The organism is Mammaliicoccus lentus (genome assembly GCF_947036595.1).
In the GTDB taxonomy this organism is placed as follows: Bacteria; Bacillota; Bacilli; order Staphylococcales; family Staphylococcaceae; genus Mammaliicoccus; species Mammaliicoccus lentus.
The window spans coordinates 1,025,324-1,051,104 of the sequence record NZ_OX344834.1 but is presented as its reverse complement, the minus strand read 5'-3'; the positions used below and the strand labels follow the sequence as shown (position 1 = coordinate 1,051,104).

Annotated in this window: 23 protein-coding genes; 7 read left to right on the top strand and 16 right to left on the bottom strand. The window is 30.1% G+C overall.

Going from position 1 to position 25,781, the window contains the following annotated elements:
• Positions 1–22: 22 nt before the first annotated feature.
• Together hemH and hemE are read right to left on the bottom strand one after the other, a co-directional pair.
• A complete protein-coding gene (gene hemH, locus ACNMOQ_RS05235) occupies positions 23–943 on the bottom strand; it encodes a ferrochelatase (protein WP_416350312.1) in 921 nt (306 codons plus the stop codon).
• Between the two features lie 42 nt (positions 944–985).
• Positions 986–2,035: a uroporphyrinogen decarboxylase gene (gene hemE, locus ACNMOQ_RS05230; protein WP_017001050.1), complete on the bottom strand. Its 1,050-nt coding sequence runs from the start codon at positions 2,033–2,035 to the stop codon at positions 986–988.
• Positions 2,036–2,199: 164 nt separating this feature from the next.
• Between hemE and ACNMOQ_RS05225 the strand changes: the two genes are divergently transcribed.
• Positions 2,200–2,706: an antibiotic biosynthesis monooxygenase family protein gene (locus ACNMOQ_RS05225; protein WP_017001049.1), complete on the top strand. Its 507-nt coding sequence runs from the start codon at positions 2,200–2,202 to the stop codon at positions 2,704–2,706.
• Positions 2,707–2,834: 128 nt separating this feature from the next.
• On the opposite strand, the gene ecsB is transcribed toward ACNMOQ_RS05225, so the two are convergent.
• On the bottom strand, positions 2,835–4,055 hold the full coding sequence (gene ecsB / locus ACNMOQ_RS05220; RefSeq protein WP_064211355.1) for an ABC transporter permease EcsB: 1,221 nt from the start codon (positions 4,053–4,055) through the stop codon (positions 2,835–2,837).
• Positions 4,048–4,785, bottom strand: a complete 738-nt coding sequence (locus ACNMOQ_RS05215; RefSeq protein WP_017001047.1) for an ABC transporter ATP-binding protein — start codon at positions 4,783–4,785, stop codon at positions 4,048–4,050. Before ACNMOQ_RS05215 ends, ecsB begins: the two co-directional genes overlap by 8 nt.
• 129 nt (positions 4,786–4,914) lie before the next feature.
• Between ACNMOQ_RS05215 and ACNMOQ_RS05210 the strand changes: the two genes are divergently transcribed.
• From ACNMOQ_RS05210 to ACNMOQ_RS05190, 5 genes are all read left to right on the top strand, one after another.
• Positions 4,915–5,337, top strand: a complete 423-nt coding sequence (locus ACNMOQ_RS05210; protein WP_017001046.1) for an HIT family protein — start codon at positions 4,915–4,917, stop codon at positions 5,335–5,337.
• Positions 5,338–5,402: 65 nt separating this feature from the next.
• Positions 5,403–5,780: a YtxH domain-containing protein gene (locus tag ACNMOQ_RS05205; protein WP_017001045.1), complete on the top strand. Its 378-nt coding sequence runs from the start codon at positions 5,403–5,405 to the stop codon at positions 5,778–5,780.
• A gap of 95 nt (positions 5,781–5,875) precedes the next feature.
• The gene (locus ACNMOQ_RS05200; RefSeq protein WP_017001044.1) at positions 5,876–6,421 is read left to right on the top strand and encodes an HTH-type transcriptional regulator Hpr; all 546 of its coding nucleotides are present in this window, start codon (positions 5,876–5,878) and stop codon (positions 6,419–6,421) included.
• Positions 6,422–6,571: 150 nt separating this feature from the next.
• A complete protein-coding gene (locus tag ACNMOQ_RS05195; protein WP_231051484.1) occupies positions 6,572–7,021 on the top strand; it encodes a DUF3267 domain-containing protein in 450 nt (149 codons plus the stop codon).
• A gap of 72 nt (positions 7,022–7,093) precedes the next feature.
• The gene (locus ACNMOQ_RS05190; RefSeq protein WP_017001042.1) at positions 7,094–8,062 is read left to right on the top strand and encodes a peptidylprolyl isomerase; all 969 of its coding nucleotides are present in this window, start codon (positions 7,094–7,096) and stop codon (positions 8,060–8,062) included.
• 333 nt (positions 8,063–8,395) lie between these two features.
• On the opposite strand, the gene yhaM is transcribed toward ACNMOQ_RS05190, so the two are convergent.
• From yhaM to ACNMOQ_RS05145, 9 genes are all read right to left on the bottom strand, one after another.
• On the bottom strand, positions 8,396–9,337 hold the full coding sequence (yhaM, locus tag ACNMOQ_RS05185) for a 3'-5' exoribonuclease YhaM (RefSeq protein ID WP_016999941.1): 942 nt from the start codon (positions 9,335–9,337) through the stop codon (positions 8,396–8,398).
• Entirely contained in the window at positions 9,337–12,267 is a 2,931-nt protein-coding gene (locus ACNMOQ_RS05180; RefSeq protein WP_016999942.1) for an ATP-binding protein, read from the bottom strand. Before ACNMOQ_RS05180 ends, yhaM begins: the two co-directional genes overlap by 1 nt.
• Before the next feature lie 4 nt (positions 12,268–12,271).
• The gene (locus tag ACNMOQ_RS05175; protein WP_016999943.1) at positions 12,272–13,456 is read right to left on the bottom strand and encodes a metallophosphoesterase family protein; all 1,185 of its coding nucleotides are present in this window, start codon (positions 13,454–13,456) and stop codon (positions 12,272–12,274) included.
• A 218-nt stretch (positions 13,457–13,674) separates the two neighbouring features.
• Positions 13,675–14,049 (bottom strand): YlbF/YmcA family competence regulator, encoded by a 375-nt coding sequence (locus ACNMOQ_RS05170; RefSeq protein WP_016999944.1) that lies wholly within the window; start codon positions 14,047–14,049, stop codon positions 13,675–13,677.
• A 74-nt stretch (positions 14,050–14,123) separates the two neighbouring features.
• Positions 14,124–15,254 carry a DUF445 domain-containing protein gene (locus ACNMOQ_RS05165; RefSeq protein WP_239724662.1) on the bottom strand — a complete coding sequence of 377 codons (1,131 nt, stop codon included), beginning with the start codon at positions 15,252–15,254 and terminating at the stop codon, positions 14,124–14,126.
• Between the two features lie 64 nt (positions 15,255–15,318).
• Positions 15,319–15,777 (bottom strand): XRE family transcriptional regulator XdrA, encoded by a 459-nt coding sequence (gene xdrA / locus ACNMOQ_RS05160; protein ID WP_016999946.1) that lies wholly within the window; start codon positions 15,775–15,777, stop codon positions 15,319–15,321.
• A gap of 162 nt (positions 15,778–15,939) precedes the next feature.
• Positions 15,940–17,217, bottom strand: a complete 1,278-nt coding sequence (locus ACNMOQ_RS05155; RefSeq protein WP_416350311.1) for a dicarboxylate/amino acid:cation symporter — start codon at positions 17,215–17,217, stop codon at positions 15,940–15,942.
• Between the two features lie 155 nt (positions 17,218–17,372).
• The gene (locus tag ACNMOQ_RS05150) at positions 17,373–18,002 is read right to left on the bottom strand and encodes a response regulator (RefSeq protein WP_416350310.1); all 630 of its coding nucleotides are present in this window, start codon (positions 18,000–18,002) and stop codon (positions 17,373–17,375) included.
• Positions 18,003–18,023: 21 nt separating this feature from the next.
• Positions 18,024–19,133, bottom strand: a complete 1,110-nt coding sequence (locus ACNMOQ_RS05145; protein WP_416350309.1) for a GAF domain-containing sensor histidine kinase — start codon at positions 19,131–19,133, stop codon at positions 18,024–18,026.
• A gap of 183 nt (positions 19,134–19,316) precedes the next feature.
• Here ACNMOQ_RS05145 and ACNMOQ_RS05140 point away from each other — a divergent pair, with 183 nt between their 5' ends.
• Positions 19,317–20,138, top strand: a complete 822-nt coding sequence (locus ACNMOQ_RS05140; protein WP_416350308.1) for an RluA family pseudouridine synthase — start codon at positions 19,317–19,319, stop codon at positions 20,136–20,138.
• Positions 20,139–20,354: 216 nt separating this feature from the next.
• Here the strand turns inward: ACNMOQ_RS05140 and ACNMOQ_RS05135 are convergent, their stop codons facing one another.
• The 3 genes from ACNMOQ_RS05135 to fumC all read right to left on the bottom strand — a co-directional run bounded on the left by ACNMOQ_RS05135 (position 20,355) and on the right by fumC (position 25,588).
• A complete protein-coding gene (locus ACNMOQ_RS05135; RefSeq protein WP_064211360.1) occupies positions 20,355–22,520 on the bottom strand; it encodes an RNA degradosome polyphosphate kinase in 2,166 nt (721 codons plus the stop codon).
• Between the two features lie 69 nt (positions 22,521–22,589).
• A complete protein-coding gene (locus ACNMOQ_RS05130; RefSeq protein WP_239706483.1) occupies positions 22,590–24,116 on the bottom strand; it encodes a Ppx/GppA family phosphatase in 1,527 nt (508 codons plus the stop codon).
• An 83-nt stretch (positions 24,117–24,199) separates the two neighbouring features.
• The gene (gene fumC, locus ACNMOQ_RS05125; RefSeq protein WP_064205113.1) at positions 24,200–25,588 is read right to left on the bottom strand and encodes a class II fumarate hydratase; all 1,389 of its coding nucleotides are present in this window, start codon (positions 25,586–25,588) and stop codon (positions 24,200–24,202) included.
• Positions 25,589–25,781: the final 193 nt, after the last annotated feature.

Here is a 25,781-nt window from a genome sequence, read left to right as displayed (position 1 = left end):
TCTTTCTTCTTCGAGAATCGAATTAGAATTTTTTATTTATTGCGGAAACCATAGCCTCAATGAATTTTGGATCGATATTCGGCATAGGCGGTCTATGATAATTTACGCCTAATTCATCACATACTACTTTACATTCATAGTCGTTATCATATAAAACTTCTAAATGTTCACATACAAATCCTACTGGCGTATATATAAAGTGCTTATAACCTTTTTCATTATATAAATCACGTGTTAAATCTTGAACATCTGGTCCTAACCAAGGTTCACCTGTCTGTCCTTCAGATTGCCAACCTACTGAAACATGTTTAATATCTGAATCTTCAGCTAAAATACGAGCTGTTTCTTCTAGTTGATCTGGATAAGGATCATTAGCTTTTTTAATTTTTTCCGGTAAACTATGCGCTGAAACGATAAGTACAGTTTCATCATGGCTTTCTTTAGGAATCATTTGTAACGTATCGTTAATCATTGTAGTCCAATATTCAATAAATGCTGGTTCATTATAAAATTGTTCAACATGATGTAGTTTAATACCATATTTATCCGCTTCTTCTTGAGCACGTTTATTATAGCTACCTACTGAGAAGTTTGAATAATGTGGAGCCAATACGATTGTAACAGCCTCATCAATTCCATCTTTATTCATTTGTTCAACTGCATCTTCAATGAAAGGATTGATATGTTTTAGGCCGATATAAAGTTGGAATTCTACATCTTTATAATTTTCATTTAAAGCTCCTTGTAGACTTTCAGCTTGCTTTTTAGTTGTACCCGCTAAAGGTGAAATACCACCAATTGCTTTGTAACGGCTTTTCAAATCTTCAATTTGTTCATCTGAAGGTTTGCGCCCACGTCTAATATGTGTGTAATAAGGCACGATATCACTTTCTTCATAAGGTGTACCGTATGCCATAACTAATAATCCTATTTTTTTACTCATTTTCCTTACTCCCTCTAATAAAATTAAAGCTATTTAATGTGATTACTGTTTTGATTTATATTCTGCTGAATAATCATGTACAAATTTTGCTACGCGTTGTAATGTAGATGGTTGAACTTCTGGAAATACACCATGACCTAAATTAAAGATATAGTTATCATTCATTAAGCCTTGATCTAATATTTGTTTTAATTTATCTTCTATTATTTCCCATGGAGCCATTAATACAGCTGGGTCTAAATTACCTTGTAGCGCTTTTGTTATACCTTTTGCTCTTGCTTCTTTAATTTGTAAACGCCAATCTAAACCAATTACATCTACAGGTAATTGATTCCACTCTTCAATTAAATGACTAGCTCCTACTCCAAATGTTGTAACCGGTACATTTTTCTCTTTAATTGCGCTGAAAATTTTATTCATAGATGGTCGAATAAAGTAATGATAGTCTTCAGCATTTAAAGCCCCTACCCATGAATCAAACACTTGAATCATCTTACAACCTGCATCTATTTGTGCATGTGTATAGCGTATAGACATATCTGCTAACATATCCATCAATTTAAACCATGCTTCAGGTTGCTGATACATAAACGCTTTTGTTTTATTATAATTTTTTGAAGGTCCACCTTCAATCATATAGCTCGCTAAAGTGAAAGGCGCACCTGTAAATCCTATTAAAGGAACATTTAATTGTTCTTGAGTTAATATCTTGATAGTGTCTAAGACATATTTAACATCTTCTTCAGGATTAATTTCTCCTAATTTGTTTATGTCTGAAATGTCCTTAATAGGATTATGAATAACTGGACCTATTCCAGCCTTGATTTCTACATCTACACCAATACCAGTTAATGGCGTCATTATATCCTTATATAAAATTGCTGCGTCCGTATTGTATTGATCAACAGGCAATTTTGTAACATAAGCACATAACTCAGGTTGATGTGTAATTTCAAATAAAGAATATTTTTCTTTAATCTTTCTATATTCAGGTTGAGATCTCCCTGCTTGTCTCATAAACCATACTGGTGTATGCGTTGTTTTTTCTCCTCTTGTTGCCTTTAAAATTGTATCGTTAAACGGTACACTCATTTATTTCACCTCATTATAATCATTACAATCTATTCTAACATATTCTGTTATAAACACATCATTGTGTGAAAAAAGTCATAAATTATACAAAACATTCAGATATATGTTTTATTTTACCGCTTACATGTTTATAATTTAATTAAAGAGATAGGGGGTAAAAAATTATGAACTTTTATATAACAACAGGAACATATCATTTTCTTCAAAACATAATGAAGAAGCATCCAAACGAAAATATTCATCATTATACTAGACAAGATACTACAGTTCTTATTCACGAAACAAATGGTGAATCTGTATTTGCACAACCAAGAGAATATAGTGTTATCGAATCTCGAGGTGAGTTTTATGACCATGAGTTCATAGCAGCAAGCTACATTCCTGTTTCAGAAGAAATGAGACATCGATTTGAAAATCATTATACTAATATCGATAGTGAGTTCGACAGATTTGAAGGTTTTGAATCCTTTAGATTATTACGTCCTAAAAAAGGTGATACTTACATGATTCTTTTAGGTTACGATTCTAATGAATCTTATGAAGACTTTACGAAGTCAGCATTTTTCGCTGAATATTTCTCAAGAGAAGCAACACGAAAATTCTCTGGTGCAGAACAATATTCAACTGCTAACTATACGAAATATTGGTATAGACCTGAAGATGACGAATAAAAATAATAAGAGTCTGTGACATAATCAATGTCACAGACTCTTTTGTTATATTGGCGGTAACTGACTAAATTGAAAATGCAATTATATAAAACTTTTTTCAATCCTAGTCATTCTGTTCCGTTCCTTTTTTAATCTCTTAATAGTTCTTGATGTTTTTTTATTTTTTTAATAGAGGAATCGATAGTTAACCAACCTACAATGAAGAATATTATAAAGAAATATGATGTCGTAACAAATTTCACTATATAAATAATTGATAATATAGCACCTAGTACCCACATCATAGATATTAAAAATTGATGATAACCTTTAATGACTTTACCTTCATTTACTGGCCATACTTGTGGCCATAGTCCATACGCTTGTTGTTTATAAAACTGCGATAATTGTAAAATGAGTAAGTACATAATAAGTGCGCCTAATATTGCCGAAATAATAGCCTGATCAATCCACCATATAAGTATTAGTCCTATAATAAGAAATCTCAATACAATAAAGAATGCATCTTTCCCTCTCGCAAAACTTCTTATAAATAGAAATTTGTACATATAATTTTCATTGAACTTCTTAGAAGATGGTGTTCTTAAGAATAAATCTAAATACTTTCTTCGAACTGTTCTTTCATTTAATACTTTCACATCTGTAAACATATTTACAAGCTTATAATAATTCATCTTATGATTATACTCAATTGCTATTAATGTTTCCCATTGATAGAAAGTTCCTCTATTAATACTCTCCATTAAAATGACTAATGAAATTAATACTAATATTGTCGTAATTCCTGAAAATAGCCCTACTTTTAACGTTATAAAATAACCACTGGCATAAACAATGAATAATAATATGTTTGCACCCCATACTTCAAGACCATACTTTAACCAAAACCATTTAATAATAAGCCCCATTAAAGGATAAATAAAACTTAATACTATAACTGTAATGTATAAATAAAATTTACTTCCTAATAATTCATAAAATAATGGAAACCCTACAATTAATACGATTATAGGTAGAAACAATCTATTGATATAACTATATATTATTGCTTTTTTGATATAAATACTTAAATGTTTTTCAAATGGTAATAAATATAACTTATCCGCTTCTCTGAAAAGTGTTCTAAGTGGAAATATAGAAACAACTGCTAAAATTACGCTTAATATCAACCTATAATTTATATTTTGTGGTATATCTTGTAGCCAATTACTATAACCTAAAGCAAACGCACCAAGCATAATTGTTAAAAATATAAGAAAGTGACCGTTAAATATAAATTTATTATAATTTAACTTCTCAATTAACTCTTCTTTTTGTCTTGTATTAAATAAACTTTTAGCATCATACATATGTCTCACCTTGTGTTAAATGAATATAAATATCATCCAAAGTAGCATTTGTAAGTCCTGTCTTTTCCCTTAATTCATCTAAGTTTCCCATCGCGATGAGTTTACCTTTATGCAATATAATAAAACGATCACAATATCTTTCAGCAGTTGCTAATATGTGAGTAGACATTAACACTGATGCACCTTGATTTCGTCTTTCAACAATAAGATCTAACATAGTTTGAATACCTAGAGGGTCCAGTCCTAAAAATGGTTCGTCGATAATATATTGTGCTGGTTCAACTAAAAATGCACATACAATCATGACCTTTTGTTTCATACCTTTAGAAAAATGTATTGGGAATACTTTCAATTCATTTTCTAGTCTTAATCTTTTTAATAACGGCATCGCTCTATCTAGTGCTGTTTTCTTATCAATTCCATATGCCATAGCAGTCATATAAATATGTTCTTCTAATGTTAATTCATCATATAATACTGGACTTTCCGGTATATATGTAAGATTTCTTCTATATGATTCTATATCAGATTTTATATCAATATTATTAACAGACATCTCACCTTGTTGTGGTGTCAATAATCCTAATAAGTGTTTAATAGTAGTACTTTTCCCTGCTCCATTTAAACCGATAAGCCCTACTACTTCATTAGCTTTACATTCGAATGAGATATCATGGATGACAGCTTTCTTGCCATAGCCGCCTGTTAAATTATTCACTTTAATTGCCATGTGAACGCACCTCCAAAATACATTGTAGCATGTTCTTATTGTTTCGTTCATCAAATATTATCTTAATCTAATGAGAAGAAACTTTGAGCATGATATAATAAACATAATATTTACATAGGAGATGATAACATGTCAGAAACAATATTCAGCAAAATAATCGACGGAGAAATTCCTTCATTTAAAATTTATGAAAATGAACACGTGTATGCATTTTTAGATATTTCACAAGTTACTAAAGGTCATACGTTATTAATTCCGAAAAAAGCTTCACCAAATATTTATGAAACAGATGCAGAAACGATGAAACATATTTCTGAGGCGTTACCAATTGTTGCTAATGCCATTAAAAAAGCATTTAATCCTGATGGCTTGAACATTATTCAAAATAACGGTGAGTTTGCTTCACAATCTGTATATCATATACACTTCCACCTTATTCCAAGATATAAAGATGATATCGATGGATTTGGCTACATTTGGGAAACAAATGAAGATAAATTAGATGATGCTAAAAAAGAAGAAATTGCAAAAGCTATCCAATCACAATTTTAATAATTGTGCTTATCTCTTCTTTAAATGGGTAAATAAATAACTAAGAGTACTAAGGAGGAAAAATTATGAAATTTACAAGATTCGCTTTAGGTGTAGGTGTTGGACTTGCAACTGGTTTTGCAACAGCAATACTTAACACTGATCGCTCAGGTGATGCTTTACGCACAGATTTAAAATCAACTGCTGATGGATCAAAAGTTCAAATAAATGAAATTAAAGATAACGTAGCAGAAATTAAAGAATATGTTTTAAAAACTAAAGATGAAAGTCAAATAGCTATTCAATCATTAAGTGAAGAAATAAAAACGATGATTAGTCAATTTAAGGCTGATATCGACCCGAATATTGATCGCATTCAAAAAAATATTGAAAATATAAGTAATCGTGGTAATGAAATTCAAAAAGAAATTCAAAATACGAAACTACCATTTCTAAAAAAATAGAAAACATGTTAAAATTATTATATTATTAAAGTGTTACATCTTAGCATGATACATAAGTATCATGCTTTTATTTTACAAATAAAGGGGAGATTGTTATGACGAATGAACGGGATATGATAGAGAAAATGTTATTCACTCATAAAGTTTCACAATTATCGAAAGCTTTATGGAAAACAATCGAAAAGGATTGGCAACAATGGATAAAACCTTTTGATTTAAACATCAATGAACATCATATTTTAATTATTATAAGAAGCTTAGATGAAGCAACTATTTCAGAAGTTAGTAAATACGGTGTTATGCACGTTTCTACAGTATTTAATTTTGCTAAAAACTTAGAAAAACGTGGCTATTTAACAATGCCTAAAAGCCAACACGATAAAAGAACTACTTATTTAGAGTTAACTGATAAAGGATTGTCAGTATTACGTAAAACTTATTTTAGTTATTCAAATGACACAAACAGACTATATGATATAGCTACCGATTATGAGAAAGTTATGTTCAATATGCCAGAATTTACCGATGTTAAATATATCGTTGGTCAAATTTATGGTAGTGACTTTATTAAACATATTGAAGATAACCACGAACAGCTTAAAAAATATCTACTTGACGAACAATCAGAAGATGATGCATAATATCAAGATAATTATATCTGAGAAGGTGACATACTTATGTTTCTATGTTCTAAATCCATCAATATACAATCTCGGTATGGACTACAGAGAATTGTATTAATTAGTACTTTAGTTTCATTTTTAACATTTATCGTCACTTACGAAATATTCATGTATTTACAAATTCAACCATTAAAGGACGATAAGTTTATTTTATTCTTATTCGTCCTTTGCTTAATTTATCCAATTCATAAATTTTTGCACCTGATTGTACTCATTTATTATCGTAAGTCATTTAAGATGAATAAAACGACTAAAGCAAAACGTGGTCTACCATTATATAATATACGTGTAGATCAACCAGTAAATAAGATTGTATTTTGTTGTGCACTTATATGCCCTATTGTAACCATAACTGCACTTTCTATTTTTCTAATCAATATCATCCCTCAATATGGACATTATATTTTATTTATTATGTCAGTTAATATAGGTATATCTATTATAGATTTACTTTATTTAAAAATTATATTGTTTACTAAAAAAGGGACTTATATAGAAGAAAGAAAGAATGGCATCGAGTTGTTAACAAAACGTTCACTAAATACAGAACATTTATAGGATATTTTTTGTAATCAATTTCCTAAATGTGCTATATTTATCATTGTATTCTTACAAAAGGAGTTCTAATTTATGAAATCAATTAAAAAATTAGTGTTACCCGTAACACTTTCAGCATCAGTTTTAACATTAGGTGCCTGTGGTAATGGTTCAGATAATTCAGGCGAAACTTTAATCGAAACAAAAGCTGGCGATGTATCATCTCAAGACGTATTAGATAAAATGGGTAGCGATGAAGTCGCTCAAAATGCTTTTCAAATTGTTCTTAACAAAGTCTTAAAAGATAAATACGAGGACAAAGTTGACACTAAAAAATTAGATAAACAAGTTGATAAGCAAATTGAACAATATGGTGGCAAGAAGAAATTCGAAGAAGCATTGCAACAAGAGAAACCTGGTGCAACTTTAAAAGACTTCAAGGAATCACAAAAAACTTCTAAATATCAAGAAGAATTTATTAACGATTCTATAAAAGTTTCTGATAAAGAAATTGAAGAAAATGCTAAAAAAGGTTCTCATATATTAATAAAAGTTAAATCTGAAGATTCTAAAGATGGCTTAAGTGATAAAGAAGCTAAGAAAAAAGCAGACGATTTACTTAAAAAAATCAAAGATAACCCAGATGACTTCGATAAAATAGCTAAAGAAGAAACACAAGACGAAGGTACAAAAGATAAAAATGGTTCATTAGGATTTGTACTTAAAGGTCAAATGGATGAAGCATTTGAAAAATCATTATTTAAACTTAAAGACGGAGAAATTTCTGATGTCGTGAAATCTCAATATGGTTACCATATAATTAGAGCTGACAAAGGCGAAGCTAGTAAAAAACAAAAAGAAAGCCTAAAAGAACAATACCGTCAAATGAAAATTCAAAAAGAACCAAAACTTATCATTAATGCATACAAGAAATTATTAGATGAGTACAAAGTAGACTACAAAGATAAAGATATTAAAAAATCAATCGAAGATAATATCTTAAATGCTAAAGCTCTACAACAGCAACAAATGCAAGCTGCACAACAACAAACAGCTCAATAAATAAAACTACTAAATCCGGCTGGGACATAAATACATGTCTCAGCCTTTTTTATTATAATGAGATTTTTATCCCACTCCCATTTTTTATATGAAGTGTCGCTTTATGTTGCACGTGGACCTTCTCTTGCAATATTCCACGTGCTTTACCTCATAAAAAAGAGTCTGAGACATAAATAATTGTCTCAGACTCTTTTTTGTATTGGCAGTAGCTGACTGGTATGAAAATGCGCTTATAACAAGCTTTTTTCATACCTAGTCACCCTTGCCGGGGTGGGACTACGAAATCTTTTTAATAAAATGAGATTTCTGTCCCACTCCCTATTTCTCGTTATATTAATCTAAAGTTTCAGGTTTATAGAACTGTCTATTTTCTAATGCAAAAATACGTTCTGTAAATTGCCCTTTTTCTACTTTTTTAAGATGTTTTTCAAACATCATCATTCTCGCATCTAAATTATCAATGAAGTGAAGAACTTCTGCTTCTTTAACCATTGGCAGTTTAGGCGATCCATATTCTAATTTACCATGATGGCTTAAGACAAGATGTCTAAGTAACATAACTTCTTCGCCTTCTATATTATGTTCCTTTGCAACTTGAGATATTTCATCACTAATAATTGAAATATGTCCTAATAAATTACCTTCCACTGTATAAGTTGTAGCTACTGGCCCTGAAAGTTCTTTAACTTTTCCTAAATCATGCAAAATAATGCCACTGTATAATAAACTACGATTTAAAATAGGATATATATCACATAAGGCTTTTGCCTGTCTCAACATCGTTACAACATGATAACTTAGTCCAGATACAAAGTTATGATGGTGTGAGCTCGCTGCTGGGAAAGTGAAGTAATCTTTTTGGTATTTTTTTAGTAAAATACGTGTGATTCTTTGTAATTTAGCATTTTCAATATCTAATACATATGTCATGATTTCATCTGACATTTCTTCAATTGTTAGAGGTGCTGCTTCTAGAAAGTTTTCTAATTTTACATTATCTTCTTCAGTAGCTACTCTAAACTTATTTACTTTCATTTGTTTACGTCCACGGTAATCTATAACATCACCTTTAACGCGAATAACTGTTTCTGGAACAAGTAGTTTTATGTCTTCATTAGTGACAGTCCACACTTTTGCTTCGATATCTCCGCTTTTATCTTTTAAATAAAGTGTCATATATGGCTTACCTTGTGCTGTTACGCCTTGAGTTGCACGATGTATTAAGAAGTAATGATCAACCGAATCTCCTGGCTTTAGTGTTTCTATCGTTCTCATTAATTCTTGCCTCCTTCTATTTTTGTCAGAGTTATTGTTTGTTTTTGTGGAACAGAATTATCTTTATTACACGTAAAGTATAACACTTGTATATCTTTAGACATTGACATTAAATATTTAATCATTATTTCTTTACGTTGTTTATCAAAGTGAACAAATGCATCGTCAACAATAATTGGAAACGGATAATATTTGTGTAACGACTTAATTAAGCTAAATCTTAAAGCAATATACAATAACTCTTTAGTTGATTGGCTTAATTCAGTTGGATGGAATATTTGACCATTCTCATGCCTTACACTCACCGTTTGTTCATCATATATAACTTGATTATATCTACCTTCTGTTAATGTTTTTAAGATATCCGTGGCATCCTTCACTACAAATGGTAAACGTTTATCTTTAATTTGTTTAATATGAGCTTCAACTAAGCTTTGTAAATAACTTAAAGCTGCCCAATCTTTTGCTGTTTCGTTCACTTTTTCTTTTAATAAATGATATTCATGTCTTAAATTAGATAATGTTTCATCTGTTTCCATCTGGTTAATTTTTGCGGTTAAATCACTAATTTCAGCTTGTACTGATAAATATTTATCATTATATTCATCGACTTGATGTTCTAATTGAGTTCTTTCATTTTCTAAATCTGTTTTCGTCATATAACTAAGTTGCGTATTTTTGTCGTAATCATAGTTTTGATTACTTAAATAGTTTGTTAATTGAGAAAATCTATTTAAATTCTCATGGTACGTTACATACTCTTTATGATGACGATAATAAGATTCTTCATCTTGTACATTAATATAATCGAACAGAGTCTGTATAACATTATTATTTTCTTCTAATCTTTCGTTTAAAGCGTTAATTTCATTTGTGAGTAAAGCTTGTTGTTCGATATTTCTCGCTTTAATATTAGATTCTTTTTGTTGTTCGTCTAGAGTTTGTTTGACGTCATGGAATAAAGAGATTTCTTGATAATGAATACCAGCATGACTGACAATACTATCAGCTTCTCTGTAAAATGCATTTATTGTTTCTTCTTTTTCATTTCTTATTTTAGATAGCCTATCTATTTCGATTCTGTTTTGTTTAATTTTCTTAATTGTATTTAGAGCATCATTTAATAACTGAGAAGATAATTGATTTGAAACGTGTAGACTTGATTTTGTTTCCTCAATCGCTCGTTCTTTTTTCGCTATGATATCTTCCACTTTTTCTAATTCTTTAGTTAGTTCTGCTTGCTTTGTAGCAAGTATTTCTTGTGATTGATAATAACGATCTAATTCTTGTCTTATTTTTGTTTGTTCTTCTAAATTAAAGTCCAAACTATAAAACTGTTTAAGCTGAGACACCTTCTCCTCAAGTTCATCAATTTCTCTTGAAAATGCTTCATCATGATCTAACTCTTTTGTTTTAATGAAAAATGATAGTACAAGAAGTAATAAACCAACAACGGCAAATATACCACAAAATACAAATTGAGATATAACAAATGCATATATTGCTATCGCAACAAACAGAATTCCACCAATTACTGAGCCTAAACGATATTGTTTTGTTCTTTTCTCATTTTCTTCTTTTTGCTTTTTAAAACTGTCTTCCATCTTTTGATAGAGTGAACGTTTTTCCCCGAGCTCTAAAGCCTTTTGATTATATACTTTCTTTTGTTCATAATTTTCATCTGAAACTAAGTCATTGTGTAATCTTTCGATGCTATGATTATAACGCTCTTGTTCAATATCTTGTTGGTTCATCGCACGTTTAATTTGTTCACGTTCAGCGATATTTTCATCTTTAATTCTATTTAACTCAGCAATATGTGTTTTCATTGCTTCGGATGTGTCTACAGATAAATATTCTTCATCCCAACCAATATCTTGACGTAGTAACGTATTATCACGTTCTGTATCTTCAATTTGTTTATTTAACTGCTTTAATTCTTGATGTCTTTCTTTAATATCAGTTTCTCTTTGACGAATGCTATTTAATGCCTTTTCATCACGTTCTGACATCACTTTAACTTGATTTAATGTATGATTTACTTGTGTAAGCTTTTCATTTCGTAAAGTCAAATCTCGCTTAATACTTTCTTTAGCTCTAATAGCGGATTCATAACGCTCTATCCCCTGCTCAGGGAATGTATATGGTTCGATGTTTAATTTTGTTTCTAAATCTTTCCATTCAGCTACATCTTTATGTAAAGATATTTCTTTTTCTTTGCTAGATAAACGATTTGTAAGATTACCTAAATTATCTTTTAGTTGATTTAATCTTCTAGATACTTTATCTTTTTCATCTTGTAACCGTTCATATTCCGCCATTTTCTTTTCTTCGTTTTTAATTTTTATTTCTATATCATTTAACTGTTCAAGTTGAACGTTTAAAATTGGGTTTTTCCCATTTTTCTTATATAATGCATCTTTTTCTAACTGCATTAAATTACTCATACCAGTAAATTCTGTAGAACCTAAAGCACCAGCCTGTAATAAATACATTTGCAATTGATCTTCAGTTAAATTTTTATGAATGTCTTGTAATCCTAAAACATTAAATGAAAAAATACCTTGATATGTTTTTTTATTAATGAAATTTAGTTTTTGTTTAAGCCATTCTTCATCTTTAACTTTACCGTTTGGGAGATAAACTTTAACGTCTCCAGTAACACGACCTTTAACGCGTTCAACTTCTACACTTTGACCATCAAAATCTAGTTCTAATTTACCGCCGTATTGATTGCCTAATCGTGGCTCTAGTCTCGGTTCATTTTCTTTCTTTGTTGGAAACCCAAATAGAATAGAATGAATAAATGCTTGTATAGTGGATTTACCGGCTTCATTCTCTCCATAAATCTGCATAAAACTTTGGTCAAATTTAATTTTACGAGACATGAGTTGGCCATAGCCATAAATTTCTAATGATTTTAATTTCATCGCTTTAACCTCTCATTCTTCTTTTTAAAATTTCTTCGCCACGTTCAATGAGTGCTTCTTTATCAATATCACTAAACGGTTCTAGGAAACGATTTGCTTTAGGATTCATATATAAATCGCTCAATGCATCTTCTAATATTTGGTCATCTTCTAAAATATCATCATTAAATTCGTTAGCTAACATCACTTCAGAATCTTGTTCATAAAATACATTTAATTCTTCAATAAAAATAAAATTAGTTTGATTTTCTTCATACTCTTGAATCAATTGAATAACTTGATTAATTTCTTCTTGCTTAAGTACTTCATCATGCTTTACATATACGTCTAATTGGTAGAAGGCTTTCCCTTCAGTTCGCACACTATCTTTGAACTTTTGAATCGCTTCGTACAATGCATGTTTACCTTTAGCTTTTGTTTCAATTATAGCTTTTTCAAAACGTATATATTGTGTCGGTTTAAATCTGGCTTCTAACTTCGCCTCATCACCTTCTACTAATAAATAGCCTTTTTCGCCTTTTTCTTTAAAATGACGTGCTTGAATATTACCTGGATAGTGAATTTGAGATAGTTCACTAATCATTTGGCGCTCGTGTATATGTCCTAAAGCCCAGTAATGATAAAGTTTACTGTTTAAGTCTTCCACATTAAATTCAGTATATCTGTTTTTGACATTCGAAGCTTGAGAATAAGTTCCATGTAGTAATCCAATATGTATACCTTTATTGCCAGTTGATTCAGGGTATTCATCAACTTTATTTTCATAACTTGCATCTTTTTGATAACTAAATCCATGTAAATAAACGACTTGACCATTTTTTGTGATAAGTTGATATGTTGAAACTTTATCACTAAATACCGTAACGTTTTCTGGCCAAACAGTATGAACTGAATCTGATAATGGATCGTGATTACCATGGATAATATATACAAATATTTGTTCTTGTTCTAGCTTTTTAAATTGTTCTCTCAAGTAAACTTCCGCACGTAAAGTTCTGTTATCTTGATCAAATAAATCACCTGAAATAATAACAAAGTCAACTTGTTCTTTTATTGCATCATCAATAATATTAGTAAAACTATTATAACCACTCTGTTTAACATCGTTTAAAATAGAAGGGCTTAAATAATGTCTAGATTTAAATGGACTATCAAGATGTAAATCTGCACAATGTATAAATTTAATCATTTAACTAACCTCTTTCACTATTAGTTCATTTTCTTAATTATTTTATTCAAGCACAATTCAATAGAATAATCAGATTAATAAGTAGTCTTTTAATGTATTAATTTTACCATATTCAAGGCATATACGATACATGACAAAGGTAATAAACAACGGTTTAAACCTAAAAAAAGTCTTGTTAGATACGACTACGTACCTAACAAGACTTTTGAAATTAAGAATTATTGTTGACCTTCTTGATTATCTTCAAGACTACCATAAATATCTTCTAATGGTTTCATGATAACACGGTTTAAATCTTGAATAAGTTGACTCATAGCTTGTTCAGCTTGCATTAATTCAGAAATTGTTTCGTTTTGCTCAATTTCTTGTGCTGACTTTTGAGCTCTAGCGATATCTACTTCTGAGATTTCTTCGCCTTGCATTTGTTTGTTTTGTAAATCTAGTTGAACTTCACGGAATTCATCGAATAATTTTTTAGTTTCTGGGTCAGCATTTACTTTTTCGTATTGCTCTTTAATTTTGTTATATTCGTTGCTTTCACGTAAAGTTTGTTCTAGTTCATTCGCTTTGTCATAAATATTTACTTCTGCCATAATAAATTCGCTCCTATAATTAAAAAGTGTATTAGAATATCAATTCCAATAATACTGTATCACACTTCGAAAGCTTATACAAAAATAGCGATTATACCTTGGAACAAGCCTATTATGCCACCTAATACAAATCCTAGTAATGTGATTAATTTCAACTCTTTGTTTGAAATTTCTATTACTAACTTTTCAAGATATGACAATTCGAAGCGATCAATTTGTTCTTTAATCAATTCTGCTAATTTCATTCTTTCTAGAATTAAACTAATATTATCTCCAACTTTTTGAATCATATAGTCAATAAATCTTTCTGTACCTTTACCTTCCATATATTCAAATAAACTTGGTACAAGTTCATATAATGGTGTGTTTAAATATTTATGCACATTAACAGATTCAGTTATTTCATCAGCGATAAGAACTTTTGCTTTATCTTTCCTTCCAAGTGTAACAACTTCATCTAATGATTTTGACATCCACTTTTCATATTGTGTTTGTACTTGTAAATCAATCATATTATGAATTTTTTCTTGCTTAATTACATTTCTCAGTTCTTTTCGAACCTTATATACAATGTCTTCAGTAGTCATAAACATTTGAATCATGCCCACCATTTTTCCTTTTTGTTCGAAAAATTCTTCTACCATTGTATATATATCATTTTTGCCTTTATCAGATGCTAAATAAATATCAATTTTCGATAATATCTCAGGTGTAACACGATTCACTTGTCGACTTAAATCCTCATATATTTCTTCAGGGATTAAACTATGAATTGCATCTTTTTGATGAATTTCATAATATTTATCCACTTTTTGTTCTATTGTATTTTTTAAAGTTTCATTTAATTTTTCTTCCAATGGATAATCAATTCTATTTATAAAATCTTGTGGTGTGTAGTTTTTTTCTTTTAATGTTTTAAATTGAACTTTAATTGTATCTTCAAGAACACTTTTAGTATTAGGGTTAACAAGTTTTTCTTTAAATACTTCCGGAGTCAATAAATGGTTTGTTACCATCTGACCTACTTTTTCCGATAATTCATTTCTTCTTTTTGGAATAAGTCCTGGAGTAAATGGTAGTTTATAACCAAAAATTTTCTTTTCATGGTATGGATGAAATAACATTTTAATAGCGACAAAGTTAGTAAAGCCACCAATAATTGAACCTATTATCATCATTCCTATAATTGTTAATATAGTTGTCATATCTGTTCTCCTTTAAAAAAAGCTACTTCTTTAGAATAATCTAAGAAGTAGCTTTTCACAAATATTAAACAAATAATGATTGAGTTTTACGTAAGAAATATGTTTCTGCTTCACGTTTCTTCGCAGTACCAAATATTGGTTGACGTTCGTCATTTAAAACTCTATACAAATCTGTTTTTTTATTAGATTGTAAAATGTAGCCTGATTTTGCATCAATAGTAGTCCAATAAATATCACTCGTATTATCATGGTTTGGATATGCACAATGATGACGAGAAATAATTTGAATTACCTCTAGAGGGTCACAACCAAATGTTGTGTTTAAAACGTCTGAATCTCTGAATAATGCACAGATAGATACACAAGTTGTCCAGTTTGGTAATACACGTTCTTTTTCTATTTGTACTAAAGTTTTTTTAGATAATCCTACTGTATTCGCCATTGTATCTTGAGTGTAACCTGCCTCAATACGAACCATTTTAAATTTTGTTTGAATTATCGTTGTAAAAGTTTGTTTATCCATCAATAACTACCTTTCTATTTAAATTCTATTATTAATTTATTATATTATGTTGCAAAAATACACGATTTTTTCGAGCACAAGTATCATCATAATACATTTTGCATAAAAATAAAAGAGATAAATTGATTTTTTATCAATTTATCTCTTTAATACGTTGAAATGTTAATTTTTCGCCAATTTTGACTTTTCTCTCTCAGAAAGAATTAATGCACATGCAGCATCACCTGTAATATTTACTGATGTACGTGTCATGTCTAATAATCTATCTATACCGATGATCATACCAATTGCGGCTGGGTTTATACCGATTGATGTTAAAATCATAGCTAACATAACTAAACCTACACCAGGTACACCAGCTGTACCAATAGATGCTATAACAGCTATTATAACTACCGTAATCATTTGCATGACTGTCAAGTTCATCCCAGATACTTGGGCAATGAAAATTGTAGCTACGCCTTGCATTATGGCTGTACCATCCATGTTAATTGTTGCACCAAGTGGTTGAACAAACGAACTAATTTCTTTTCTAACTCCCATATCTTTTGTACATTCTAGAGAGATAGGCAACGTTGCATTTGAACTAGATGAACTAAATCCTACAGCAATTGCTGGTAAGAACTTTTTAAAGAACCATAAAGGATTTTTTCCTGCTAAGATTTTGACTGCTCCACCATAAACAACAAAGAAATGTATGAATAATGCCAACAATACAATGACGAAATACATACCTAGTTGCTTGATAGCTCCAAAACCTGCATTTGTGAATGCCGTTGCAACTAGACCAAATGTACCTATTGGAGCAAATACATTCATAATCATTGTAACGATATACATGAGTATATCATTGGTCTGTTCGAGAAAAGTCCTGACGACTTCTATTTTATTACCTAATGCTATCATTCCTATACCAATGAAAATCGCAAATGTGATGATTGGTAACATATCTTGTTCAACCATAGACTGCATTGGATTTTTAGGAAATAAATTAATGAGCGTTTGATCGAATGTTTGATTTTCTGGTGCTTCAGCATCCCCAGATTTAGCTTTCTGTTCAGCTCCATATTTCTTAACTTCGTCACTATTTAATAAGTCTCCTTGGCCAGCACCTGGTTTAAATACAAGTGCTAAAGCCATTGCGATAATTATTGCGATAGCTGTTGTTGTTAAGAAAAAGATAACGGTCTTTAAACCAATACCACCAAGTAGCTTAGGGTCACCGACACCTACAACGCCTAATACGATAGAAACAAATACTACTGGAACTACTAACATGAATATTAGATTCAGAAATATTTGCCCTAGTACATTAAATATATACTGATTAGTATTTTGAACAAAACTATTACCTTCGTAAATATTAAATATAGATCCCACTACTATACCTAATATTAAAGCTATAACAATCTTTAAAGTTAAATTCTTTTTTACTTTCATATTTATACTACCCCCAATTGTTAACGTAAAATAATTTCTCCATGTCATTATTATATAGTAAGCGCTTTCTTTTTGTAAGACTTATTTAAAATTTTATACAAAAAAATGAGTTAATATCAAAATTTTGATATTAACTCATTAAAATAATCATGTATTTAATTGATTAATTGATGTTCCATAGCATAAACAGCAGCTTGAGTTCTATCTGATACTTTAAGCTTATTTAATATATGGCTAACATGGGTTTTTATCGTTTTTTCAGAAACAAAAAGTGTTTCTGCTATTTCTTTATTAGTTTTTCCTTTTACCATCTCTTTAAGTACTTCTATTTCCCTCTTTGATAATTTATTAGCTCTGTGTGGTTTTTGTTCACTTTCAGAGATAACAGATTGAACTTTAGGGTGAATTTTTCGTTCACCTTTTAATACATCTCTTATTGTTTGTATCAGTGCTTCTGGTTCTACATCTTTTATTTCATATCCATCCGCTCCTTTATCAAGCGCGGATATGACATGTTCTTCATCAAGAAAGCTCGTTAAAACTAATACTTTTATGTTTGGATATTTTTTCTTTAGAATACCAGTTATTTCAATACCGTTCATCTCAGGCATTACTAAATCTAGCAATATGATATCTGGTTGTTCATTTTCTTCTAAATAATCTAACAATAATTTTCCAGTTGGAAAATCTGCTACGATATTAAAATCTTTCACTGTATCAATCAAAAATCTTAATCCTTGTCTTACTATATGATGGTCATCCACTAATATTACTTGATAATTCATTTTTACAACCCCTAATCACATTTAAAGTGGTATTGTTAATTCTATTTTGGTACCTTTATTTGTACTAGAACTGACTTCTATGTGTCCTTTCATAACTTGTGCACGCTGTTTCATATTTCTTAAACCATTAGAAACTGTTTTTTCTGTTTTACTACTTTCAAATCCTATGCCTTCATCTATAATAACCACTTTAAATTGTAATTTGTTTTGTTCCATATAAATGTTGGCATGATGTGTTCCAGAGTGTTTCTTAATATTATTTAATGATTCTTGAATAATGCGATAAACATTCTCTTCTATTGTATTCGGTAAGTCAATTAAACCTTCAACTTCAAATTCAGATTCAACGTGAATAAATTGACTGTATTGTTTAATTGCAGAAATAAGACCGTTTTCTAGACCAACAGGTTTTAATTGCCAAATTAAAGCTCTCATTTCATTTACCGCACTTTGACTTGTTTCTTCAATTGTTTGGAATGCTTTTTTAGCCTTTTCGTGATCCGTGATACCTTTAGCAGCATGAGCTGTAATCTTTAAAGAAAATAACATTTGATTTACTGAGTCATGCAAGTCTCTCGCTAACCTGTTTCTTTCATTTATTCTTGCAGCTTCTTTTTCTTGATCTGTTAATATAATCCTTTTGATTGCTGAACCTATTTGAAAGGCCACTGATTCTAATAATTCTAAGTCTTCTTCAGAATATCTTTTTGTTTCTGGCGTAGCAATGTTTAATAAGCCAAATTGTTCATTTCCTGATCTTAAAGGCACTGTAGCGTGATGAGTAATACCATCTGTTTTATCATGATGTTCTCTAGTTGCCTTAACAATTCTAGAACAATTAATGATATTAGAGGCTTTTGTTAATTTTTTATTATGATAAGCTGTAACACACCAACACGTACCTTCAGTCATATATTGACAATCATTATGTGTTAAAGCAGGCGGTAATGCTTCTTCTGCAACTAATTCATGACGTCCTTTTTCATCAATGAAAAAGATCCACCCTGTATGAAAATTACTTCCATTCACTAATTTTTTTAGAGCACCATGCATCATACTATACATTTCTGTTTCTTCATTTAAAAACTCTGCAATTTCTTTCAATAAACTTGTACGTGTCGGTTTCTCCATTTACATCACCTTTATCATCATTGGTTATACACCTATTATACATACCATCTCTTTATCATTTAAATGTTTAAATTAAGCGGTAAAGATACTTCTTATGTAATTTTCTTGTTATACTAATTATAACTTAAATTTAGTTATAACATCATTTTTCCGATTTTAAGCTAAATATTCTTGGAGGATATCATGAAAATAATAATACCATCGAAATACGAAGGACAAACAATAGAAGAAATGTTTAAATCTTTGCAATTACCTAAGAAAGAATTACATTTATTGAGAATGTCCAAAGAAATAACACTTAATAACGAACCAAGCACGTTGCGTAGTCATGTGTCAAAAGGAGATAAACTTCATATTCCTGTCTTAAATGAAACAAGTCAGTATGTATCAAGCTATCGTCTTGCTGAAGTTAAATATGAAGATGAATATTTTGCAATCGTTGTAAAACCTAAAGGCGTTAAAACTCATCCTAACGATTTACAAGAAGCAAATACTTTAATGAACCATGCTATTTATACTATAGATTCTGATTATGTAGAGCCCGTGCACAGATTAGATCAGGAAACAGTTGGGTTATTACTAGTAGCAAAACATCCTATTGCTAAAAAAATATTGGATCGTATGCTAGAAGATAGACAAATTAAGCGTACTTATAAAGCACAAGTAGATAGTTTATTGCCTTTGAAACCACAAACAATCGATATGCCTATCGGTAAAGATAAGTTTCACCCTAATAAACGTCGCGTATCACCTACTGGTCAGCGCGCTGTAACACATATTCTTGAAAGTCATATGCTTGATGAGCACACAGCAGAAGTCGAACTAAAATTAGACACAGGTAGAACACACCAAATCCGTGTACACTTAGCAGAGATTGGTCATCCAGTAGTTGGAGATCCACTTTATAACAATAGTAAACTGAGACAATTGAAACTGCACAGTTACAAAATTGAATTTGAACATCCATTTAAAGATGAATTCGTTTCAGTTACGCTTGAAGATTAAAATATAAAATGAATTAGGGGGTGGGACAGAAATCTCATTTTATTAAAAAGATTTCGTAGTCCCATCCCGGCAAGGATGACTAGGTATGAAAAAAGCTTGACATAAGCGCATTTTCATACCAGTCAGCTACTGCCAATACAAAAAGAGAGTCTGGGACAATTATTTATGTCCCAGACTCTAATTATATGTTTTCAAGGATACATTACTTATAATTATTTATCTTTTAAACCTTCGTTTGAATTTATTAAATAAATTAGATTTCTTACTTCTTATTGGTTTCCCTATTTTAATTTCACTTTGCTGTAATTGTTTAGCCTTAAGAATTGCTTCTTCCATCAATATTTGTTGAGAACTAGCTTGTTTGTTTCCAGCATCATTGTAATGATACTTTCCATTTGAATCTTGGATCCTTCCCTTCAGTCCATCATCAAGTTGTAAATTCAAATAGTCTTTTAATCTTTTAACGATGCTTTCATCTAAAATTGGAAATAAAATTTCAACTCGTTTTATCATATTTCTTGTCATCATATCTGCTGATGATAAGTACATTTTTTCTTCACCGTTATGATAAAAATAATATATTCTAGAATGTTCTAGATATCTCCCCACAATGCTAATTACTTCTATATTTTCACTTACACCTTGTATACCTGGCTTTAAACAACAGATACCACGAATTATCAGTTTAATTTTCACTCCATTTTGAGAAGCTTCAAATAATTTCTTTATGACTTTTTTATCTGTTAAAGAATTCATCTTAGCAATAATAAGTCCATTACCATGTTCTTTATGAGCTTCAATTTCTTGATCTATGTGATCAACAAATACATCTCTTATTTCAAATGGCGCTACAATCAGCTCATTATAATTTGGCTTTAATGAATAACCACTTAAATAATTAAAGAAATTAATCGCATCTTCTCCTATATCTGGATTAGTAGTAATGATACCCATGTCTGTATATAATTTTGCAGTTTTATCATTATAGTTACCTGTTCCTAAATGTACAAACGGCATAACTTTACCGTTAACACGTTTTATCACAAGAGTAATTTTACTATGTGTTTTTAAAAATGTCATTCCATAAATAACATTACAACCTGCATCTTCTAGCATTTTAGCCCACTGTACATTATTTTCTTCGTCAAACCTTGCTTTTAATTCTACTAATACAGTAACCTGTTTACCATTTTCTGCAGCATTTTTCAACGCTTGAATAATAGGTGAATCACTACTTACACGGTAAAGTGTTTGTTTAATGGCAAGTGTATCAGGGTCTTCAGAAGCTTCTTTAATAAACTCTACAATTGGTTTAAATGATTCGTATGGGTGATGGAAGAATATATCTTTTTCTAATGCTAACTCATATATATTATTTTTATTTAAAGACGCAGGAATTTGAGGCGTATGTGGTTTGAATAATTCATTCGGTAACAAATCCTCCAATTGACTAACTAACGAAAATAAAACAGTTAAATCTACAGGCCCATTTACCCTATATATATCATGATTATCTATTTCAAACTCATTCATGAGAAATATACTTTTTACTTCAGAATCAATATGTCTACTGTCAATTTCTAATCGGACAGCCACACCACTTTTTCTTTCTTTTAAAAATCTTTCAATTTCAATAAGTAAATCTTCAGCACCATCTTCATGTATCGTTAAATCTGCATTTCTTGTAACTCTAAAAGTATAAGTATTAATGACTTCATAACCATTGAATAATTGTTCGATGAATAAAGAAATCACATCTTCAAGAAATACAATATATTTTTTACCTTCGTGTTCAAGTTTAATAATTCTGTCCAATAGAACTGGAACGGGTACAATTGCTGATCTGATTTCTCCATCATCTAGTTTTATATCTACAAATAAATTAAGCATTTTATTATTTAATTTGGGTAATGGTCTGTATGCATCAATGCCTAATGGTGATAAAGTTGGCAGTATTTCTGAGTTGAATTGAGCGTGTAATTGTTCAATTAGAATTTCTGGTAACCTTTCTGGTTGAGTAATATAAATATTATAAGTTTTTAATTTTTCTTTTAATTCATTAAATCTTTTATATTGCAAATCGACATTGATTCTATTTTTTTCTTCAATGCAAATAAGTTGTTCTTTAGGTGTTAATTGCGCTTTGTTCTCAGGTTCATTAAAGTTCATTTTAATTTGGTCTTTTAACCCGGCCACTCTTACCATAAAGAACTCATCTAAATTAGAACTGTGAATTGCTATAAATTTTAATTGTTCAAGTAATGGATTATTAGAATCAAATGCTTCTTCAAGAACACGGTAATTAAAGTCTAACCAACTAAGTTCTCTGTTATTATAGTATTTTGAATTATCTAGATTATATTGTTTAGCTTGTTCTCCCATAATTACCACACCCTTTACAAATTTGCATCGTTTAAAAAGTTAGTACTGTTCTATTAAAACGTATAAACATTAACCTTGAGTAAATTTTATATTAAGTTTTTTTGGTAATAATTTTTCTATATGTTTCTTCTGTCTTTCAGATTGATATTGCTCCGCTATAGGATCTGTTACATATTGTACTTCTAGTACATATTCATCTTTAGATTCTGTCAATGTTAATGAATCAACACAGTCTGTATTTGATACATTAAGTGCATGAGCAAATTTAATTAAACCGCCTAGCTTCTGTATTTGATCTATCTCATTAGTTTTGAACCAATTAGTTTCTTTTGCATAAAATTTTAATAAAGTTTTATTTTTAAAACTTGCTAATAAAGCTAATTTCACTCTCTCTTTATGCGACAATCCATTGATACTACTATTTGCGATTATATAATATGTGTGTTGAGAACTGGAATCTGCATCAATAAATGAACCTAAATAGTATAAATAAGCAGCATCTTTAAATAATGATTTATCACTTTCAGAAATAGTAATATCGTTTATTTCCATTACTTTATTTAGTAGAGTTTCTGCAAGTTTTACCCGTTGTCGTCCATTAGAAGGATTAATATTGTACTCATTTGCTAAATATTTAAGTGCATCAGTGGCCACATTATCTTTATTAAAAGCTTTGGAAAAATCTTCTTTTAATATGGTCATAACAAGTCCTTCTCTTAAACCTTTTCTAGAGAAACTAAATTCTGTTGCATCTACAACCTCGAATAATGTATTAAATACAATTGAACTTGGCATAATAATGTCTACTCTATCTCTACTTAATCCATCTAAATCTTTCAAATCGTTTTTGTCTGATTTTTTCAATACATCAAACACTTCTTCTAAACCTTTTTTATTCATGTCATAACCATGAACACCTGCTATCGGATAATTGTGTAAAGATTGATGAATTCTCGCATTATTTCGTGCAGAACCACCGATACCTATAATTGGTAATCCTTTATTTTTAATCCATTTTTCTGATTCAAATTGATCTTTAACATATTTTTCACATTTTTTTATAGCGTTCTTATCATTATGATTTTTTCCTTCAAAGAACATTTTTTGTAGCGTTACAACTCCAAATGGGAAACTTACTGCATTCATTAGTTTTTTATTTTCAAAATGTGTAATTTCTGTTGAACCACCACCGATATCTACGGTGATTCCATTTTGAATATTAAGCGTATGAGTAGCAGCAAAGAAACCATAAAATGCTTCATCTTCATCAGGAATGACTTCTATATCTAAACCTGTTTTAGTTTTTACTTTTTCTTTAATTTCATTTAAATTCTTCGATTGTCTAACAGCTGCAGTGGCTGCAGGCACTAATTCATCTACATTGAACTTCATAGCAACTTTTTTGAAACTATATAATGTTTCACTTAATATTTCGATACCTTCTTCAGTCATAACTTTATCTTCTGTTAAATATTGACTTAATCTAGCTGGGGTTTTAATGTTTTGTAATTCATTTAATCCTGTTTCATCTGAACATTCAAAAATAACGAGTCTAATAGTATTTGAACCGATGTCAATTAAACCTATTCTCTTCATATATACCTCCGAGTGTATCTTTTGATATGCAAAAAGGTGCCTATAGCACCTTTTTGACTTCTTTATATTTCTAATAGCTGCTATTATTCTTTAGAGCTTATCATGTCTTCTGGTTTGATCCATTCATCAAATTGTTCTTCTGTTAATAGACCAGACTGTACTGCAGATTCTTTCAATGTTAAACCATTTTTATGAGCATTTTTAGCTATTGAAGCTGCATTTTCATATCCAATATGTGGATTTAAAGCAGTAACTAACATTAATGATTGATTTAAATATTTATCAATATTTTCATCAATAGGCTCAATACCTATTGCACAGTTATCATTGAATGTTTCCATACCATCTGCTAATAAATAAATTGATTGTAATGTATTGTATAATATTACAGGTTTGAATACGTTTAATTCAAAATTACCTTGTGATGCTGCTATTCCAACCGTAGTATCGTTACCCATTACCTGAACTGATACCATTGTTAACATTTCACATTGCGTTGGGTTTACTTTACCCGGCATAATTGAAGATCCAGGTTCGTTTTCAGGAATTGAAATTTCCGCTAGACCTGCTCTAGGACCTGAAGATAACCATCTTACATCATTCGCTATCTTCATTAAATCACTAGCTAATGCTTTAAGTGCACCATGTACATAAACAACTTCATCATGAGCTGTTAAAGCATGGAATTTATTTTCAGAAGAAACAAATGGATAACCTAATTGTTCAGCAATTTGTTTCGCAACTTTATCTCCAAATTCAGGATGAGCATTTATACCAGTACCTACTGCTGTACCACCTATTGCTAAGTTAAGTAGCTGACCTTTAGATTCATTTAATAAAGATTCACATTTATCCAACATGTATCTCCAACCGCTTACTTCTTGTCCTAAAGTTAATGGTGTCGCATCTTGAAGATGCGTTCTACCTATTTTAATAATGTCTTTGAAAGAAGTTTCTTTCTCTTTAAATGTATCTCTTAACTTACTTAATGCAGGTAATAATTTTGATTCTATTTCATGATATAATGCCACATGCATCGCAGTTGGATATGTATCATTCGAACTTTGAGACATGTTGACGTGATCATTTGGATGTACACTTTCCTCTGAACCTTTTTCTTCTAAATAGTTGTTTGCAACGTAACTAACAACTTCGTTAACGTTCATATTACTTTGTGTACCACTACCTGTTTGCCATACAACTAATGGAAAATGTTCATCTAAGTTACCTTTTAAAATTTCATCAGTAGCATATACGATAGCATCTTTCTTATCATCAGATAGCTTACCTAGTTCATGATTAGCAATAGCTGCCGCTCTTTTCAAATGAGCGAATCCGTATATTACTTCAATTGGCATTTGTTCCTTACCAACTGGGAAATTTTGTTTACTTCTTTGTGTTTGCGCTTTCCAAAACTTGTCACTCGGTACTTTTATTTCACCAAAAGTATCATGTTCAATTCTGTAATCCATTTACATTACTCCCCTTTATTACATGTTTAAATCAATTTAACTTCACCTTTATTATAGCCTATAAATATAATGAATAAAACTGTTAGTAGTCTGATAATTCAAATTTGTAAACAATATACAATCGTAAAAGTGCATAATTCAATTTTTTACAAATAAAGATTTTGATATTTGATATTTTTTAAATAAAAAAAGA